Source organism: Phycisphaerae bacterium (genome assembly GCA_018003015.1).
Lineage (GTDB): Bacteria > Planctomycetota > Phycisphaerae > UBA1845 > PWPN01 > JAGNEZ01.
The window spans coordinates 16,547-34,253 of the sequence record JAGNEZ010000005.1; the positions used below are offsets into that span (position 1 = coordinate 16,547).

Here is a 17,707-nt window from a genome sequence, read left to right on the forward strand (position 1 = left end):
ATGACCCTCTGCCTTGTTCACGCCCGCAACCGTCATCGGATTGAGCAGGTTTGAGAATCTATTAGGGTTTTTTGGTACCATCCACGAGAATGGAAGGAGAGCCTCATGTATCCCGAGGATTCAGGACAGCGGACCGGTGTGGGCCTTGTCATGCGGATTGTCGTCGGCCTACTGCTGACGTCCACCTTCGCCGCCCAGGGCGCGCCGCTGATCACGTCCGTGACGGATGTTGCGGGCAATCCGCCCTTGATGAACTATGGCGGCATCTACGGGTCGCAGCGTGAGAACGACAGCGGCTATCCCAACGCCACTCCGCCGGTGGCTCCGGCCATCCTATACTTCGGCGATCGTGTGTTCTGCATGACCGACCGGACGCACCAGTACGTGGCCCCGCGGTTTGAGGCGACCAGCGGCGTGCTGGGCGGGGATGCTCTGGGAGTCATTCCGCCCTACCTGGTTGGCGGCGAGTACGTTTCTACCCGGAATGACAACAAGAACGTTGCCGGTTTCCAGATTTCGGTCACGGTCGGCGCGGACGTCACCGCGTACCTGCTCATCGACAATCGGAATGGTGACACCAACAACGGTAATCCGCCCACGCTCGGGAACGGCACCATGGACTGGGTGGCTGCCGACGGGTGGACTCAGGCGGATACCGGTCTCTCCCCCAACATGCCGGACGGCTCGCGGCAGCCCGACTTCGTCGGCATCGACGAGGGAAGCAACCTCAATCCTGATCCCCCCAACACGGGCGCGGACTTCAACAACCGTCTGACGCTCACCACCAACCTGACTGGAGCCCCGGACAATTACTTCACCGTCTACAAGCAGGAGTTCAACGCCGGGGCGACGATCGTGTTGAAGGAAGGCGACCTGGTGAACAGCAACAACGTGCACGGCATGGTAGTCGTCCCGAGACCCAGGGTCGTACCCGTCTGCGGTTTGCTGGTCGGCCCCGGGAACGTCTCGGCGCAGACCGCCGCGGGGGGCGCCGATCCAGTCGACTCGGTGGTCACCGTCCGGGCGTTCGGTGACGGCCCGGTTTCCTATCAGGCCCAGGAACTCGATGCCGACCAGAACGTCGCTAACGTTCCGTGGATGTCGCTGAGCAAGACCTTGGGCGGGCCAGTGGCCCCCCTGGGCAGCGACACGCTGTCGATCATTTACAGCATTACCGGCTTGAAGGTCGGAGTCTACAAGGCTTACGTCCGGATAACCGACACGTGCGACCCGACCCGGACATATCTGAGCGAAGTGACTCTTAGGATCCTTCCTGCGGACAGTGTCATCATTGGGATTTCGGAGTCCGGCGGCGATGGCGCAGGCTGGCCGGGTGCGCCCACCTCGCAGCGCGAGAATGACTACGGTTATCCCACCGCGGTGCCGCCGATTTCCGGGGCCATCGTGCCCTTCGATGCCAGCGCGCCGGGCGCACGGGTGTTCGCCTTCACCGACCGCACGCACCAGTACGTCAGCGCTCGCTACGTCGAGGGAAGTGGCGTGCTGGCCACGGGCGGCGGCAATGTCGCTCCGGGCATACCGCCCTACCTGGTCGGCGGAGAGTATGTCTCGACCCGCAACAACAACCGCGACAACGCCGCCTTCAAGCTCAACGTCACCATCAATCCGAACCTGACCCGCGGCGTCTGGGCGTATCTGCTGCTGGACAACCGACTTGGGCCTTCGGGCAACCAATCCAACGCCGACCCGCCGGTTCTGGGGAACGGCCTGATGGACTGGGTCGCGACTGACGGATGGGCCCAGTACAGCACCGGGATGTTCCCGAACGGACAGCCCGACTATGTGGGTATCGACGAGGGAGGGACGCCGGGAAGCTGGAACGATCGCGCGGTGAATGCTGGCGGCCTTGATCAGTACCCCACCCAGTTCTACACCGTCTATCGGAAGGGTTTTGCCGGCGGCGAGATCATCCCCCTTCAACAGCAGAACGGTGGCGGCATCAACATGTACGGTCTGGTGGTGGTTCCGAGGATCCCGTGCCAGCTCAGCGTTCCGGGCAGTGTCAGCGCCACCGGGCTGCAGGATGGGGCCAACCCGACCAATGTCATTGTGTCCATCAAGAACACCAGTGACGATCCGGTGGGTGTTTCCTACACGGTCGCCGAATTGGACGAGAACCAGAATGGTGCAGACGTACCCTGGCTGGCCATCAGCAAGCTCGGCGGAGGGCCGATTGCCCAGGGCGCGACGGACACGCTGACACTCAGCTTTAATACGGCGGGCATGCTGATGGGCGACTACGTGGCTCATCTGCGGTTCACCAACGATTGCCCCGAACCGAAATCCAAGTTCATGAGAGTCGTCCTGACCATCCAACCGCCGGACCTGCGACTCCCGCAGCGGATGGCTCCCAACGGGATGTACGTCCAGCAGGTTGGCTCCATGACCTGGGACCAGGCCCGGGTGCACTACAACGCCAACATCAAGGGCAATCTGCCGACCTTCCAGGGTGTTCCCGGTGACTGGACCGTCCCGGCGGACCGGTACATCGGCACGATCATTGGCAGTCACGCCGATATGTGGCTGCCGGGAACCGACTCCGACGGGATCAGCTCCCTGGACGGCGCGAATCTGGGAGCCCTTCTGGGCACGGTCGAGGACACGTTCAAGTGGCTTGACGGCACCGCCGTCCCCACCGGTGACGTCAGCGTCGGCGGCCCGTGGAACACGGGCGAGCCCAACGACTACAACCTGGGCGTTCCCGGCGAGGATGCCATGGAGATCTACGCCAGTGGTTTGTGGAACGACAACGTCGTCGGGACGACGCTCGACCCGGCTCAGGGAGGTGGGGCTCGCCCGTACTACCTCCTGTACGACGGTGTGGATCTGAGCGCCCAGGGCAAGTTCAGAGTCATGTACCGGCCTGGCACGACCGCCAACCTGACCGAGGCGATCAATCTGCTCAATGGTCCGGCCGTCCTGGGGGATGCCAAGGGCCAGTACTACGCGATCAGCTTCGGCGACCCCGGCACAGGAGGGGGTGGGACCGGGAGCGGCGGCGCCTGGCGCGACTGGCCGAAGGCCCCCTGGCCGACGGATGATCCGGTGGTGGCCAACAATGACGACGATAATTTCGTGAGCCGATCGACCGGCATCCTGATTGTTCCGGAGGCGGGGCAGTACACTTTTGTCGTCGCCCACGATGACGATTGCCTGTTCACCGTCGGCACTCAGCAGGCCGTCGGCGGGCCGTGCGATGGCTCCCAGCCGGTCTGCTCTCAGACCACGCTGGGGGGAGCAACGGCGAACGCCGTGGTGGTGACGTTTGCCCAGGCTGGTGAGTACCCGATGGAGCTGATCCAGAGAGAAGGTACTGGAGCATCTTACCTCCAGCTGTTCGCCGCTCAGGGCGACCGCACGGACGAGTTCAACAAGGGCTACCGTCAGGTCTTCCGTCTGGTTGGTGATGTGCTCGGCGGCGGCCTCGCGGTCAAGACGATCCCGGATGTGTGCGGTGTGGTGTTCGCCGATCGGGACCATGACGGGGATGTGGACCAGGTCGATTTCGGCCAGTTCCAGGCTTGCTTCAGCGGTAGTCTTGCCGCTCCAACCGACTGCAACTGCTTCGATCGGGACGGCTCCGACGCCTCGGGTGATGGTGACGTGGATGTGATGGACCTCCTGGCGTTCATGAATTGTTACACCGGTCCGGCGGTCGCTTGGTCGCAAGCGACGAATCCTGACTGCATCCCCGAGCGTCCATAGGCTATTCGAGGTGTGCAGGGGGGGCGGCGCGCGTAGCCGCCTCCCTGCTCGCACACCTCTCTGACGCTGCAACCACCTGCGGAAGCCCCCCCCCACCTTCGAACCGAACTTCGCTGAACCCGAGGCAGTGAGTGGTTACGGACCGTCGCCCGAGAAGCCCCTCCCGAATCGGATGGCACCCCGATCCGAAGGTGAACCCTTGCTCCACCAAGTCCACAGGAGTCATCTGCGGAATCGCTGGCGGGGGGTGGGGCGGGCTTGCAATGCGGAACGCGAAGCCTTATAGTACCGAACGAAGAATGGAAAGAGTGTAAGGGAAATGTTAGGTTTGGCATCGGCCGGAGCGGACTCCGGCGGGTGGACCTGAACCGTAACGGAAGGTGCTGCAGGCAGTTATGGCGATCACGGCTGAACAGAAGCGGGAATTGGTCGGAACGCACCGGACCCATGAGAAGGACACCGGATCGCCCGAAGTCCAGATTGCCTTGTTGACGCAGCGGATCAACCAATTGACCGAGCATCTCAAGACGCACAAGAAGGATGAGTCTTCGCGGCGTGGACTGCTGATGATGGTTGGTCACCGGAATGGTCTGCTGAAGTACCTGGCGGCCACCGACCGCCAGCGGTATCTGAGCTTGATTGCCCGTCTCGGCCTGCGCAAGTAGCCTGCTCTGGCACGCATCCTCCGGCCACTCTGGTTCCTATCGAAGCGCTCCGGGCCAATCCCCAGGCACTGGGTGCTTCAAGTTCCGGCTGCCTGATGAGCAACGACACAAGACGCCCTGCATCCGGCGACCGACGAGGTTGCTCACCTACCTGGCGTTTCTCTCTTCACTCGTTTTCGAGCTTACAGTTGAGGTTATGGTTATTCAAGTAGGACAGTGGTTAAGGCGGTATTGAATGGAAACAATCAGAGTTGAAACAGAGGTTGGTGGCCGCAAGCTCGTCCTGGAGACGGGCAAGATCGCCAAGCAAGCTGACGGCGCGGTGATGGTCAGCTACGGAGACAGTGTAGTTCTGGGCACGGCGGTTCGTGCCGCTCCCCGGGAGGGGATCGACTTTTTCCCGCTGACGGTGGATTACCGGGAGAAGGCGTATGCTGCGGGCAAGTTTCCCGGGGGTTTCTTCAAGCGGGAGGGACGGCCGACGAGCAAGGAAATCCTGACGATGCGGATGATTGACCGGCCGATCCGCCCGTTGTTTCCTGAAGGTTTCATGGACGAGATCCAGATTCAGTGTTTTGTGTTGGCGGCCGATCCGACGCTGGATTCGGACATTTCGGCGATTGTGTCGGGTTCGGCGGCTCTGTCGCTGAGTTCGGCTCCGTTTGAAGGTCCGATTGGTGCGGTTCGCGTGGGTCGGGTGGAGGGGCAGCTGATCATCAACCCGACGTATGCGCAGCTTGAGGTTTCCGACCTGGACATGATTCTGGCCGGTCACAAGGACGCGGTGAACATGATCGAGGTGGGTGCCCGGGAGATCAGTGAGGAGGTTGCGGCGGAGGCGATCGCTTTTGGTTACGAGTCGATCAAGGCGATCTGTGCGGCGATTGCGGAGTTACGGGGGAAGGCGGGCAAGGAGCGGGCCTGGGTGCCGCCGGAGCCGAACAGGGAGTTGGCCCGGCTGGTGCGTGAGAAGACGTACGATGAGTGTGTCAAGCGGCGTCAGATTGTCGGGAAGCTGGAGCGGCAGGCGGCGATGAAGGAGTTGTACGATTCGGTGATGGACGAGTTGTCGCCGAAGGACGTGGAGAAGCCGCCGTTTGAGCGGAATGCGGTGTTCGATGCGTTGCAGAAGATTGAGGAGGAAGTGATCACCAATCTGGTGCTGACGACGGGTCGGCGGACGGACGGGCGTGGACCGACGGATCTGCGGGAGATCAGTGGCGAGGTGGGTTTGTTGCCGCGGACTCACGGTTCGGCCCTGTTCACGCGTGGTGAGACACAGGCGATTGTGGTGACGACCCTGGGTACTGCGCGGGACGAGCAGATCATTGACGGGCTGGCGGAGGAGTATCGGCGCAAGTTCATGCTGCACTACAACTTCCCGCCGTTCTGCGTGGGCGAGGCCCGGCGGATCAGTGGTCCCGGTCGCCGGGAGATTGGGCATGGTGCTTTGGCGGAGCGGTCGTTGGAGGCGGTGCTTCCGAATGTCGAGCAGTTTCCGTACACGATCCGGGTGGTCAGCGAGATCACCGAATCGAACGGTTCCAGCTCGATGGCGAGTGTCTGCGGGGGCACGCTGGCGTTGATGGATGCGGGGGTACCGATTTCCCAGCCGGTCGCGGGCATTTCGATCGGCAGTTTTCACAACGATGAGAAGCGGATGTTGGTGACGGACATCATTGGGGAGGAGGACCACTTTGGGGACATGGATTTCAAGGTTGCGGGGACGCAGCGGGGCATTACGGGAATTCAGTTGGACTTGAAGGAGCGGGGAATTTCTCAGGAGACGATCGTAGCCGTACTGGCCCAGGCCAAGGCTGCCCGGATCCAGATACTGCGGAAGATGCTGGCGGTGCTTTCGCGTCCCCGGAAAGAAATCAGCCGGTACGCACCGCGGATCTTGACGATGAAGATCAATCCTGAGAAAATCGGGGCGGTCATCGGGCCGGGCGGCAAGGGTATCCGGGGCATCGAGGGAACGACCGGTGCCACGATCGATATCGAGGACGATGGCAGTGTGACCATTTCTTGTTTGGAGATGGAAGGCGCCCTCAAAGCACGAGAGATGATCGAACTGATCACGGAGGGTGTCAAAGTCGGGACGATCTGCACTGGGCGAGTGACCAGCGTGAAGGATTTCGGTGCGTTTATTGAAGTTGCACCGGGACAAGACGGGCTGTGCCATATCAGCGAACTGTCGGACGGGTTTGTCAAGTCGGTGAATGAAGTTTGCCGTGTCGGCGACCAAGTGCGTGTCAAGGTCATCGCCGTCGACGATCAGGGACGGATCAAGTTAAGCCGCAAGGTTCTGCTCCTTGAGGAAGCGGCCGAGGCGAAGAAACAGTAGCGCACGAAGCCCACCTGTGCCGGCGCGGCGGAGGAGTCTGCCATGGACGTCGGTACGGTGAAATGGTTCGACAGCAAGAAGGGCTTTGGTTTCATCAAGGGCCACGAGGAAGGGCACGACATTTTCGTGCACTACTCCAGCATTGAAGGCGACGGTTTCCGCAGCCTGAAGAATGGTGAGCCGGTCGAGTACGAGTTGATCGAGTCCGCCAAGGGTCTCCAAGCCCAGCATGTTCGACCGCGGAAGGGCATCGCCTCGACCGTGGCGTCGTAAGCGGGGGCGGGTGTTATCGGCGGATGGGATGTCCGGGGTGTTCCGGGCCTTCGAGCCTGCGGGACCGTTGTGGGTCTCTTCGGCGATCAGCGGCGATGTGGCGGGCGTACACGCGTTCACCGGGCACTTAACCTTTAACCTCGTTTGTTTTAAGATGATTTCACTTCTGCGCGGGGTCCGAGGTTTGCGCGGAAGGTGGGTTATGTTTGGCAGGTTCGTATGGGTGACACGGCTTTCATCCTGATTGTGGAGGACGATGGCGGGCACGCGGAAGCCTTGGCCAACGGGCTGCGTGAGCAAGGGCACGCCTGCCGTGTGGTCCAATCGGCGGCTGAGGCCTTGGAAAGCCTGCACAGCCGGCAGCCCGACGTCATCCTGGCCGAGAAGCAGCTTGTTCAGGCGGAAGGCAACGGCAGCGTGTTGCGGGAATCCGAGCGGCTGGCCCCGGACGCGGAGATCATTCTCATGGCCCCGGAGGAGGAGGCTCACGTTTCCGGGGGCGAGATCCATGGAGGCCAGAACCGGGTATTCCAGGTTGTGGCCAAGCCGGTGTCGTTCGAGGACATTCAGGGCGTGATTCACCGGGCCGCGGAGTTGGCCAAGCGGCACCGTGCTGATCGAGCCCTGAAGGAGCAGGCTGAGCGCCGCTTCGAGTTTGAGGGCATTGTCACGGGCAACAGCCACATGATGCGGATCATCCGCATGATCCAGCGGGTTGCCAACAGCAAGCTGACCGTGTTGATTCTGGGGGAGTCCGGCACTGGCAAGGAGCTTGTCGCCCAGGCGATTCACCGTCACTCTCCGCGTACCCGGAAGCCCTACCGGGCGATCAACTGTGCGGGCCTCAACGAGAACCTGCTGGAGAGCCAGCTTTTCGGGCACGTGAAAGGTGCTTTTACGGGAGCGGTCAGTGATCACAAGGGGCTGTTTGAGGTCGTGGATGGAGGGACGCTGTTTCTGGACGAAGTGGGCGACATGCCCATTCCCATGCAGGCGAAGCTGCTGAGGACGCTGGAGAACGGCGAGATTCTGCCGGTGGGTGGCAACGAGATACGCCGGGTGGATGTCCGGGTGGTGGCCGCCACTCGGCGTGACATTCGCGAGATGGTGGAGAAGCACACCTTCCGGGACGATCTGTTCTACCGGCTGAACCAGGCGGTGATTCGGGTTCCCCCGCTTCGGGAGCGGCGTGACGATATTCCGTTGCTGATCGAGCATTTTCTGAACGATGCGGCCAAGGTTCACGACAAGCCGGCGATTTCGATCTCGCCTGAGGTTGTCCGCAAGCTGACCGGGTCCCAGTGGCCGGGCAACATTCGCGAGCTCCGGAGTGTCATTGACCAGATGGTGGTGCTAGCGGAGGGGCCGGGAATCACGGTTGACGATCTGCCGGAGCACATTCGTGGCAGTACGGACATTGTCCTGGCGGCGCTGCCGGGCACGACGGGGCTGACCATGGAGCAGATGGAGAAGCTGCACATTGCCAGTACGCTGAAGCTCACGGGCGGGAACCGGGAGAAGACGGCGAAGATCTTGGGCATCGGGGCCCGGACCCTGTACCGCAAGCTGCGCGAGTATGGTCTGTGAGGCGTGGGGAGTGATGATGACCGGGCGGTGGGGTGTCCGGTGCCATTAGGTTAGGTCAGCGGCGGCCGCCAAAGGACTCCCAGTGAATCACCTGGTCCAGCGTCCGTTTCTGGGGGGAAGGCATGTCGACGGGGTATCCGAGGGCGATGAGGGAGACGAGCCGCATCTTGTCGGGAGCGCCGACCAGCTTGATGATTTCGTCCGCGTAGGGTTTCTTGTCGCCGGCGACCCAGCAGGAACAATGGTTTTGCGGGAAGGTCCGCGGGCAGTTGGCTTGGTGGTTAGGCGTTTCGGTTTCCCGTTTCGGCTCAGAAGCGGAGGGCGTTCTCCTGACGGGGCCGAAGGGGAGTTTCGTTTCTCATGCTGCGGGCTGGGCCAGTCTTCGTGACGCGGATGCCGGACGACGCACCTTGCGGGCGGGGGGCTGGCACTGCGGCTTTGGTAAGGAAGCTGGCTTGGACGTTACCATGACGACGGAGTTCATGCCGTAGGGGCCGTGCTCAAGGCCGAAGGCGGCGTAGTCGAGGAACCACTCTCCGTCGGCGAGGTACTTGAATTGGTAGGAACCGTCGGGCAAGGTCAGGCGGCACGTCCAGTCGCCATTCTCAAGGCGAGCCATAGGGAAGCCGGCGGAGCTCCAGCCGTTGAAATCGCCGACGAGGAAGACCTGATTAGCCTCCGGCCTGAAGAACCGGAATTCGATTTCTCCTCCTGAGACCTGGCAGACCATGGGCAACCTCCTTGTCTTTCCCCGCACCTGCGCCTCTTCCATTGTAGCGCACGCCTTCGCGTTGGACACTCAGGGGCATCTGGTCAGGCAGGAACGCAAATGAGGAACTTTTGCTGAACCGGTCCCGACCGGATGCGACCTTGGACCGCAGCACTCTCCCATGGACGCAGCCGGCACGCCGGCGCGCTCGCTCGCCAATCGCACCAATCATACCACATTCTCGGACCTGGGGCAAATGAGAAAGGGAGAAACCTTGCACAAAGCGCGGGTTATGACCTCTTGAGGAAGCCGATGGTAGATTCCATGATGCGATTGCGGAGGGCTCGGGTGGTTTCGACCTTGGTCTGTTCCTTCAGGTCTTTCAGATTGGCGAGGCAGTACTGACAGCCCAGCCGTTCGAGGTGAAAAGCGATGTACGCTCGCCAATCCGGCTCCAGGGTGGCGAGGAGGTAAGCGCCGATGGTACTGCGTTTCAGGCAGCTGAGCCGCTGGGACTGCCAGATTTCGCTGAGGAGGAGGTCGGGGGGATCGGAGTCGAAGCCGGACGTGCCGTGCAGGACGCGATCGCGGATGCGACCGAGGCAGCGATGCTTGATGAGGGCCACGTGTTTCTCGTCCAGGCCGACCACATCGGCCACGTCCTTGTTGCGGAGCTGGCAGTAGAAGATCATCTCCACGACCTGGAGATCGCGGAAATTGCCCGATTTCTTGTACCCGTCGAGGAGTTCGCGGAGGGCGGTGGTCAGGAGTTCCCGCTGTTGATGGTGCTGTTCGTCACGGCGGACGTACCAGCTGGCCGTCGCCACGGAGTCGGCCATCTGGATATCCGAGCCCTCCTGTGGGTCCCCGGAGTCTCCCTTGAGGACATCTACGAGGAGGCAAGCGTTGTCCTTACGGCCGCGGAAGGCGTCGATGATCTTGTGCCGGAGGATAGTGAAGAGGAAAGTCTCGAGGCCGGCCTGTCGGCGGTAGTTAGGGAGGGCTTTGAGGAAACTGATGAAGGTATCCTGGACCAGGTCTTCGGCATCGGCCGCCTGACGAACTTTCTGGCGCGCGAAGGCCAGGAGCCGGCCCTGGTATCGGTCCACCAGTTCGGACCACCCCTGGGCGGCGCCATGCCGGATCTGATCCAGCAAGTACTCGTCCGCCTGACTGAGTTCGCTCATCTCGGGGGCATTATGCCACACACATCAGAATGACCACAACACCAATCACTGCGGCGACACCGGCCGCGGTCCGCATCACCCAGACGTAGTAACCCCGGGTTGCCGCGTTCAAGACCAAGTACACGACGAAGATCAGGGCCAGGAGGGCCAGACTGGACTTGGCGCTTCGGCCCCAGGTCTCCCGCACCTGGTCGACGTGGCGGTAGTACCGATCCGCCAGTTTCTGGAGATGTTCCGGGGGCAGCTTCACCAGGACGGCGCGACGATAGACCTTGCCGTAAGGGCGTTCGAAGCCCTGGTTGAACTCGGTCTTGACGAGTGAACCGCTCTGCAGTTCGCCGGTGATCTGGTTGCTGAGCCAGCCCGGTCGCTCGGCGAAGACCGAGACTGGCGTATATCGCCCGGTCCTAGCGATGTAGTCGCGTAAGTGCCGTTCGATGCCTTCGGCGGCCCGCTGGAAGGCGTCGGCCCGTGCCTGGTCTTCGGTCGGCCACAGTTGATCCGATTCGCCCAGGACCCATGTGCCCGGGCCCTGCTGGGTCCACCGGGTGAAGTCCTCGGTCCACGGGGCGTTGACGAATCGTGCGGTGCGGACCAGCTCGCCACCCTGGGTGCGCAGGGTCAGTTGAATCTCGCCGACCTCGCTGTTCGCCGACTGCTCGGGGGGCAGGTCCCTAGTGGTCACGAACCGCATGGTCATGGCGCCCGGTGTGGGTGACGGTGAATCGGCGGGTGCTGAAGCTGTCGCGTGCACCGCATCCACGGTCACCTGGAGGGGTGTTCCTGGCGGTCGTGACGGCGACCTCACCGACGCGGCCAGGTTGATTTGCTGCGTGATTTGCTGGGTCATGCGGTCCAGGATAGCGCCGTTGAGGTCTTCGGACACGGAGAGATGAACGACGCGCAGGGTCTCATTGGGCATGAGTTCGGCGAGGAACTGGTTCAGGGAGTGGCGAGCGAGGGCCACGGTGGCGGATTGCTTTGACGGGTACAGGTCGGCCTCGAAGGCATGCTGTTCGCTGGGCGTCCACTCTACCGCGGTGGTTTTGGGGCCGTTCACACGGGGGCCATTGGCGGTGATCTGGCTCCTGACCCGCTCGGCCTCCCGGCTGGCCTGCTGCCGCACGGCGGCGGCCTGGGCCCGGACGTCTTCACGAATGGCGGCCGCGTCTTGGGAGACCTGTTCTCGAAGGGGGGCACCGTCCAGGCCGAGTTCGTCGCGGATACTCTCGACCATGCGGATGCGTTCATGCGAAGTGCTCGTTCGGAAGGCGAAGACGGCGAAGAAGAGGAGGAGGGGGATACCGGCCACCACTCCGATGACGATTCGCCCGAGCCGGCGTGATCGGATGAAGAGGGCGACCAGTCCGGCGATGACCGCGAGGAGGATGATCAGAGGGAGAATCATGAGGTTCATGCGGGTACCTCCCACGGTGCTCGTGGGCAGGGAGCGGTGGTTGAATCCGAAGTGTTCGCCGCCTGGAAACCTGGGCATGTCCGGGCCCGTTGGTGCCACGGGCAGGTGCGGAGTTGCGGGCCGGGGCGGTTCCAGGCTGGGCGAAACGGGCGCGATCGGATTGTCGGACGGATAGCTGACTCCTTCGATGGTCACGCTCATCGGCCCGAGGGTGGAGCGGACGGTACTGCCCGGCAGGGATGAGACGTGACTGGCATACGGCACGGCCACGAACCACAGCAGGCCCATGGTTACGGCGGCGACCATGACGACGCCTAGGGCGGTGCGGGCTTTCTGGGGGCCGATGACGAGGATGACCGCTCCGACGATCACACCGATCACCAGCAACTCTAGGGCCCCGGGTATTCCGACCGTGCTGAAGCTTGAGGTCATGAGAGGGCCTCCTCAGATCGGTCGCCGGGCACGGGGTGGGTTTTGCGCCGGGACTCTGGCCAACCGAGCAGGATCAATCCGGCCAACAGGAGACCGCCGCACATCATCCAATCCTGTGCACGGCCCATTTGGCCAAGGGCGGTTTCGATGGCCGGTCCGACGCGTTCGTGGTTGAACATATCCACGATCGGCGGCCAGTTGACTGCTCCCATCACATCGGTGAGGGCACGGAAGCAACCGAGAAACGCCGTGTAGGCGAGGATGACCCGGCCGACGTGGGCGGCGCCCGCCCGTCGCCGGGCGATCAGGGTCAACAGCATGGCGAAGACCATGATGCCGCACGCCACGGCGACGAAGGCTCGCTCCATCAGGTTGGGCCAGCCGGTGTAGTTGCCGAAATCGCGGGTCAGTTGTGTGGCGAGAGAGGGGTCGGGGAAACCGGCGGCGATCAGTGCGGGCAGATCGATGGCCGCCAGGAAGCTGACGGCCAAGCCAGCGAGGAGCACCAAGCCACTGATCACGGCCAGGAGTGGATTGGTCAATCCGCGAGGACGGGGGCTGGTCTGCAGACGAGCCGGTTGGGGCAGAGGGGCGAGGCCCGTAGCCAGGGCCTGCTGCGGCCAGATTTCGGGCGGAACGGGAGCGGCAGGCGCGGCGGGCTCGATGGTGGGCCCCGGCGTCGGGGGTGGTACGGGCGTGGGCGCGTGGGGTACAGGATGGGCGGATGCGGGGTACTTGCCGAGCTCATCGAGGCTCTGCCAGGCCAGTAGTCGCAGGCCGTGCCGGTCGGTGAAGCTGCCGGCAATGATCATGATGACGTCGATCAGCGTACCGACGCCCAGGAAGCCCAAGGTAAACAGCCAGATCAGTCCCGTGCCGACCTTGCCGACGTAGAAGCGGTGGAGGCCACACAGGGGGCAGAAGAAACCGACGCAGGCTAGCAGCAGGGCCCACAAGCGTAGTCGTGCAGAGGCGCCTTGCGCATTGGGCACATAGGGCGGGGTCGCGAGGGCGACCGCGTTTGCGGAGAGGTTACTGACCGTTCGATCGGGGATGCACGCCAGGACGATGAACAGGATTGAGGGGAAGATGATGAAGCCCAAGCCGATCAGCATCTCATCGTCGCTCAGACGGCTGATGGATGCTATGAAGCATAAGGAGGTCAGCGCGGTCAAGGCGCACAGCATCAGCAGCACGGGGCGGATGAAGCTGCTCCAGGCGCTTCGATAGGTGTTCTTCACGGCTCGCACGAGGCAGAAGAGGGCGAACATGCAGGCGCCGAGGCCCGCTGCGACGGCAATGGCCACCTCATCGCTGGACAAGCGGGCGATCCCCGCGAAGCAGAACAGCATGAGGCCTGTTCCGCTGAGCAAGGCGAACGCGAGGAGGAACAGTCCCCGTGCCCAACTGGGGAGCATGTGGGCGCCGTAGCCGGCCGGATGGTGGGGTTGGCCGGCGAGCACTCGTCCGCCGAAGGTGTCGGCTGCCGGAGGGGGCGGAGGAGGGGGCGAAAGGCGTTTGTCGTGGGTGGCCGGGGCGGGTTGCGGGGCCTGGTGGACGGCTCGGTCGGCAGTTGGGCTCCAAGCCGCCTGACCTGTGGCGGTCGAGGCCGCGGCGAGGCTATGGTGTGCGGACGGATCGAAGGGGGCCAGGACCTGGCTGACGAGTGCGACGCCGGCCATGATTCCTCCCGCCAAAGTGGCATTGCCGTCGAGGATCGTGGCCGCGATCCAGGCGATCAGACCGGCCCAGAAGGCGGCTCCGAGGGAGAGTCTTTCCGGCCGACCGGCAGCGACGTGCCGTCGCCAATTGACCAGGAACAGGGCCACGCCGGTGCTGAGCAGGGTAGCCAGCAGGGTTGTCTGCAGAATCCAGGATGCTGAACTGCGGCTGCCGAACGGGCCCAGGAGGCCGGTCAGCGGCAGGAGCATGGCCACCACCAGAGGCGCGATGTAGATCAATCGACCGAAGTCTGGACGGTGCCTCTCGCCGGACTTGAGCTGTTTCGTGCGTAAGACCACGACCACGCCCAAGGCGCCGATAATGACCGGGTTGAAGGCGATGAACCACACCGGGCTTTCGCCCATTCCTGACTTCTGGGCTGCGAAGAGGCAGGGCATGGTGCACAACAGGCCGGCAACGGCGGCGGTGCCGCCGAAAGCGAGTCGCTGGACGAAGCTGCTTTCCCCGGCCAGCTTGGCGGCAAACTTGGCCTGGGCCACGATGACCCCGCCTGCGGCGCCCATGATCGCCACGAAAGCGAACAACGGCAGCCAGAGGGGGTTTGCGGAGCCCATCGAGCTGGCGAGGATTCCGGAGCCACCGGCCACGATGGCGGCGGTGAGGACGCCGAGCAGGCGGCGTTGATTCCAGTCCAGGGGGTCGCGGGCCGGATCCGCGACCCTCTTTGGTTGAAGCAAGGGAGTGAGGGGTGGTGGAGGAGGCGGAGGTGTCGGCCGTCCGCTGAGCCGATCGCTGAGGCGGGTGCCGACCTGGGCCATGCGTTCGCCGAACTGTTCGCCCCACTGCCCCATCCGCCGGCCGAACTCATCCATTCGCCGGCCGAACTCGTCCCAGCCTTCGCCGGTTCCGCCGGCGGGATCTGGGCCCGGTGCCGGTTGACCCAGACGAGCGCCGGTGTGCTCGGCGGAGGAACCTGGGCCGCCGGCGGTCACCTTCTGGCCGATGCGTTCGGCGACCATGGAGAGGCTTTCCGGCCGGAAGACCGATACGCTGTTGCGGACATGTTCGGCGCCGAAGACGGCCTCGACCATTTCCTGGGCTGACTGGTAGCGGTCTGTGGGGTTTTTGGCCATGGCCCTTCGGACCACGGTGGCAAAGGGCTCCTCGATGCCGGTCAAGTCGGGTTCACCGGCGAGGTGCTTCATGAGTACTTCGCCGGGCGAGGCACCCAGATAGGGTGTCTGTCCGGTGAGCATCTCGTAGAGCACGACGCCGAGGGCGTAGATGTCCACGCCGCGGTCGTAGCGACCCTGGCCGATTTCTGGGGCCATGTAGTGGACGGTACCGACGGTGACGGTCTGGCCGCTGTGCACGCTGGCGCTCATGGCCTTGCTGAGGCCGTAGTCGCCGATCTTGACGTAGCCGTCCTCGTAGAAGATGTTGCCAGGTTTGAGGTCGCGGTGAACGATGCCCTGGTCGTGCAGGTAGGTAAGGCCCTTGGCGATTTCGCGGAGGAAGAACGCGGCTTTCTGGGTACCGACGCCGGCCGGGCACTGGTCGATGAGTTCGCGGAGGGAGGGGCCGGAGACGTACTCCATAATGACGAAGGGATCGCCGTCGGCGTTATGTTTGACGTCGAAGATGGTGATCAGGTGGGGGCTTTTGAGGTTCATGCAGGCGGAGACGCCGCGGAGTTCGATCTGCTCGTAGCCCTGGATGATCTTGAGTGCGACCTCGCGGCCGCTGTCGCTCAGGGCGTAGTAGACTTCTCCGAAGCCGCCCCGTCCCACCGCCCGCTGGACGGTGTAACCCTCCAGGGGGCGATCGCCGTGTTTGTAGCGGAATGCTGTCATCGGTATTCTTCCATCACTTTTCCCACACCGCACACCGCATAGAAGGCGGCCTTATTCCCAACCTCTCGTTTTCGGAACAACTCTCGTGATCCGCGCGGCCGTGGTTGCGCAGGGCCTACTCACACGGTCGTCACCACGAACGACACGGGGCCGGCGCGGACATTGGCCCCGATCGGGATGCCCGCGGCGGCATCCACCGGGGTCTCGTTGACCAGCACTTCGGCGTTGCCCTGACAGAGCAGGCGTTCGTCGCGGAGGTGCAGCACCAGGGGCTCGGGCAGCTGGTCGATACGCACATGAGCGGTGGTTCCCGGGCCAAGCACCAGGGAACGATCCATGAGGATCACCCGCCGAGCGTCGCCGCGTGGCAGGCGAGCGCCATGCAATTCGATCATAGCGGACGTACTGGCCGCATTCGGGCGTACGAACCGCATCCGGCAGCGAGGCGACAAGGCGATCTGATCGCCGTTGGCCAGGAGCTTGCGGGTCACTGGTGCATTATTGACCGCGACCGGCCGCTGGGCCACCAGGAAGTAGTCCTCGTCGTTCCGCTCGATGGTGATCACTGGGGCGTCGGGCTCGGCCATCAGGCCGATGTCTGGTCGCTGGGACGAGCTCACCGGTCCCAGGGTGACGCGGTGGCCGCGAACCACCAGGAAGCCGCCCACGCCGTCCACCTGGAGGAGGAACTGGGGCGGCAGTCCGGTGGCCGTTCCGGGTGTTGGCGTGAGCCGGGTCTCTCCCAGGTCGGCACCGCCGGGTCGTTGATGACGCGGGTTCAGCGGTAGGGCGGCTCTACCGGGCGGTGGTTCCGCGGGCAGCGTACCGGTGGCCACCATGAGCAGGCCCAAGGGTCCGCCGCGGACCTGTTCGAGCCGCTCGGCGGTCTGCTGGAGCGCGTCCAGGGATGGTCCGATCCAGGCGGCCTCGGGAAGTACGGTGTTCAGGCGTCGCAGCACCTCGGTTGCCCGCCGGAATTCGCCGCGTTCGATCCGGTCCGCAGCCTGCCGGCATTGGGCCATGACGCCGCGTAGTTCGCTGACCTCGATGGTCTCGCCCATCAGACGGGCCAGGCGTTCGACCAGGGTGCCAGCCACATCCAGCCGTCCCTGGTGGATGGAGGAGCGGACGAAGCGGAGGACCTCGGCGCTCACCGAGGTGACCAAGCCGTCGAGTCGGTTATTGGTTGCATGAGCCTGTCGGGCCTCAACCAGGGCGGCCATGGCGGCGTCCCAATCCTGGCGTGTGCGTGCGGCGTCGGCTCGGTCGAGGGCTGCCTCAGCCCGCGTCCGAGCGGTCGCTGCCTTCTCGCGGAGTGCGGCCACCTTGACTGCGTCCTGGTCCATACCGTCGAGGAGTCCTTCGGCCATTGAAAGCCGGCCGTTCTCCAAGTGCTGGCGAGCGGCGGCGAGGGCATCCGCCCGGCGATGTTGCTCGCGTTGATCGGCCTGCATCGCCTCGTTGATTGCCGCCCGGAGTTCCGCGGCCTCATTCAGGTTGCCGCCGAGTTTGCCGGCCTTTTCGCAGTCGGCGAGGGCCTGCTGCCAGCGTGTTTCCGCCAGATGAGCCCGTCCGCGTTCGATCAAGGCTCGGGTCAGGCGGCCGATCATCTGCTGGCCGCGATAGTGAGCCCGCACGTCATCGGAGCAGGCCAACTGGAAGGCCTCGTCCAGGCGTCCGTCCTTCAGGGCGGTCTCAGCTTGTCGAATCCGTAGGATAAGCACGGGATCCACTCCGCCTCTGGGTCAGTCCATTCAGGAAGACAGTCTCGGCCCACATCACGCCTAAGTATACCACTACGGTGATCGTCTGAATCGTCTGGAAGGAT

At 63.6% G+C, this 17,707-nt stretch carries 10 protein-coding genes; 5 read left to right on the plus strand and 5 right to left on the minus strand.

The annotated features are described in order from the left end of the window. Nucleotides 1-105: 105 nt before the first annotated feature. The 5 genes from KA354_03510 to KA354_03530 all read left to right on the plus strand — a co-directional run bounded on the left by KA354_03510 (nucleotide 106) and on the right by KA354_03530 (nucleotide 8,598). On the plus strand, nucleotides 106-3,726 hold the full coding sequence (locus KA354_03510) for a hypothetical protein (protein MBP7933695.1): 3,621 nt from the start codon (nucleotides 106-108) through the stop codon (nucleotides 3,724-3,726). Nucleotides 3,727-4,121: 395 nt separating this feature from the next. Next, entirely contained in the window at nucleotides 4,122-4,391 is a 270-nt protein-coding gene (gene rpsO / locus KA354_03515; protein ID MBP7933696.1) for a 30S ribosomal protein S15, read from the plus strand. Nucleotides 4,392-4,626: 235 nt separating this feature from the next. Continuing rightward, nucleotides 4,627-6,738 (plus strand): polyribonucleotide nucleotidyltransferase, encoded by a 2,112-nt coding sequence (pnp, locus tag KA354_03520; protein ID MBP7933697.1) that lies wholly within the window; start codon nucleotides 4,627-4,629, stop codon nucleotides 6,736-6,738. A gap of 42 nt (nucleotides 6,739-6,780) precedes the next feature. Continuing rightward, a complete protein-coding gene (locus tag KA354_03525) occupies nucleotides 6,781-7,011 on the plus strand; it encodes a cold shock domain-containing protein (protein MBP7933698.1) in 231 nt (76 codons plus the stop codon). 219 nt (nucleotides 7,012-7,230) lie between these two features. Next, nucleotides 7,231-8,598, plus strand: a complete 1,368-nt coding sequence (locus tag KA354_03530; protein ID MBP7933699.1) for a sigma-54-dependent Fis family transcriptional regulator — start codon at nucleotides 7,231-7,233, stop codon at nucleotides 8,596-8,598. 358 nt (nucleotides 8,599-8,956) lie between these two features. Here the strand turns inward: KA354_03530 and KA354_03535 are convergent, their stop codons facing one another. The 5 genes from KA354_03535 to KA354_03555 form a co-directional block, all read right to left on the minus strand. After that, on the minus strand, nucleotides 8,957-9,328 hold the full coding sequence (locus KA354_03535; protein ID MBP7933700.1) for an isoamylase early set domain-containing protein: 372 nt from the start codon (nucleotides 9,326-9,328) through the stop codon (nucleotides 8,957-8,959). 269 nt (nucleotides 9,329-9,597) lie between these two features. After that, entirely contained in the window at nucleotides 9,598-10,494 is an 897-nt protein-coding gene (locus KA354_03540) for a sigma-70 family RNA polymerase sigma factor (GenBank protein MBP7933701.1), read from the minus strand. Nucleotides 10,495-10,504: 10 nt separating this feature from the next. Next, complete coding sequence (locus KA354_03545; protein MBP7933702.1) at nucleotides 10,505-12,343, minus strand: hypothetical protein; 1,839 nt, start codon at nucleotides 12,341-12,343, stop codon at nucleotides 10,505-10,507. Then, complete coding sequence (locus KA354_03550) at nucleotides 12,340-15,879, minus strand: protein kinase (protein MBP7933703.1); 3,540 nt, start codon at nucleotides 15,877-15,879, stop codon at nucleotides 12,340-12,342. The genes KA354_03545 and KA354_03550 overlap by 4 nt, the downstream gene beginning before the upstream one ends. A 119-nt stretch (nucleotides 15,880-15,998) precedes the next feature. Then, complete coding sequence (locus KA354_03555; protein MBP7933704.1) at nucleotides 15,999-17,603, minus strand: hypothetical protein; 1,605 nt, start codon at nucleotides 17,601-17,603, stop codon at nucleotides 15,999-16,001. Nucleotides 17,604-17,707 lie beyond the last annotated feature (104 nt).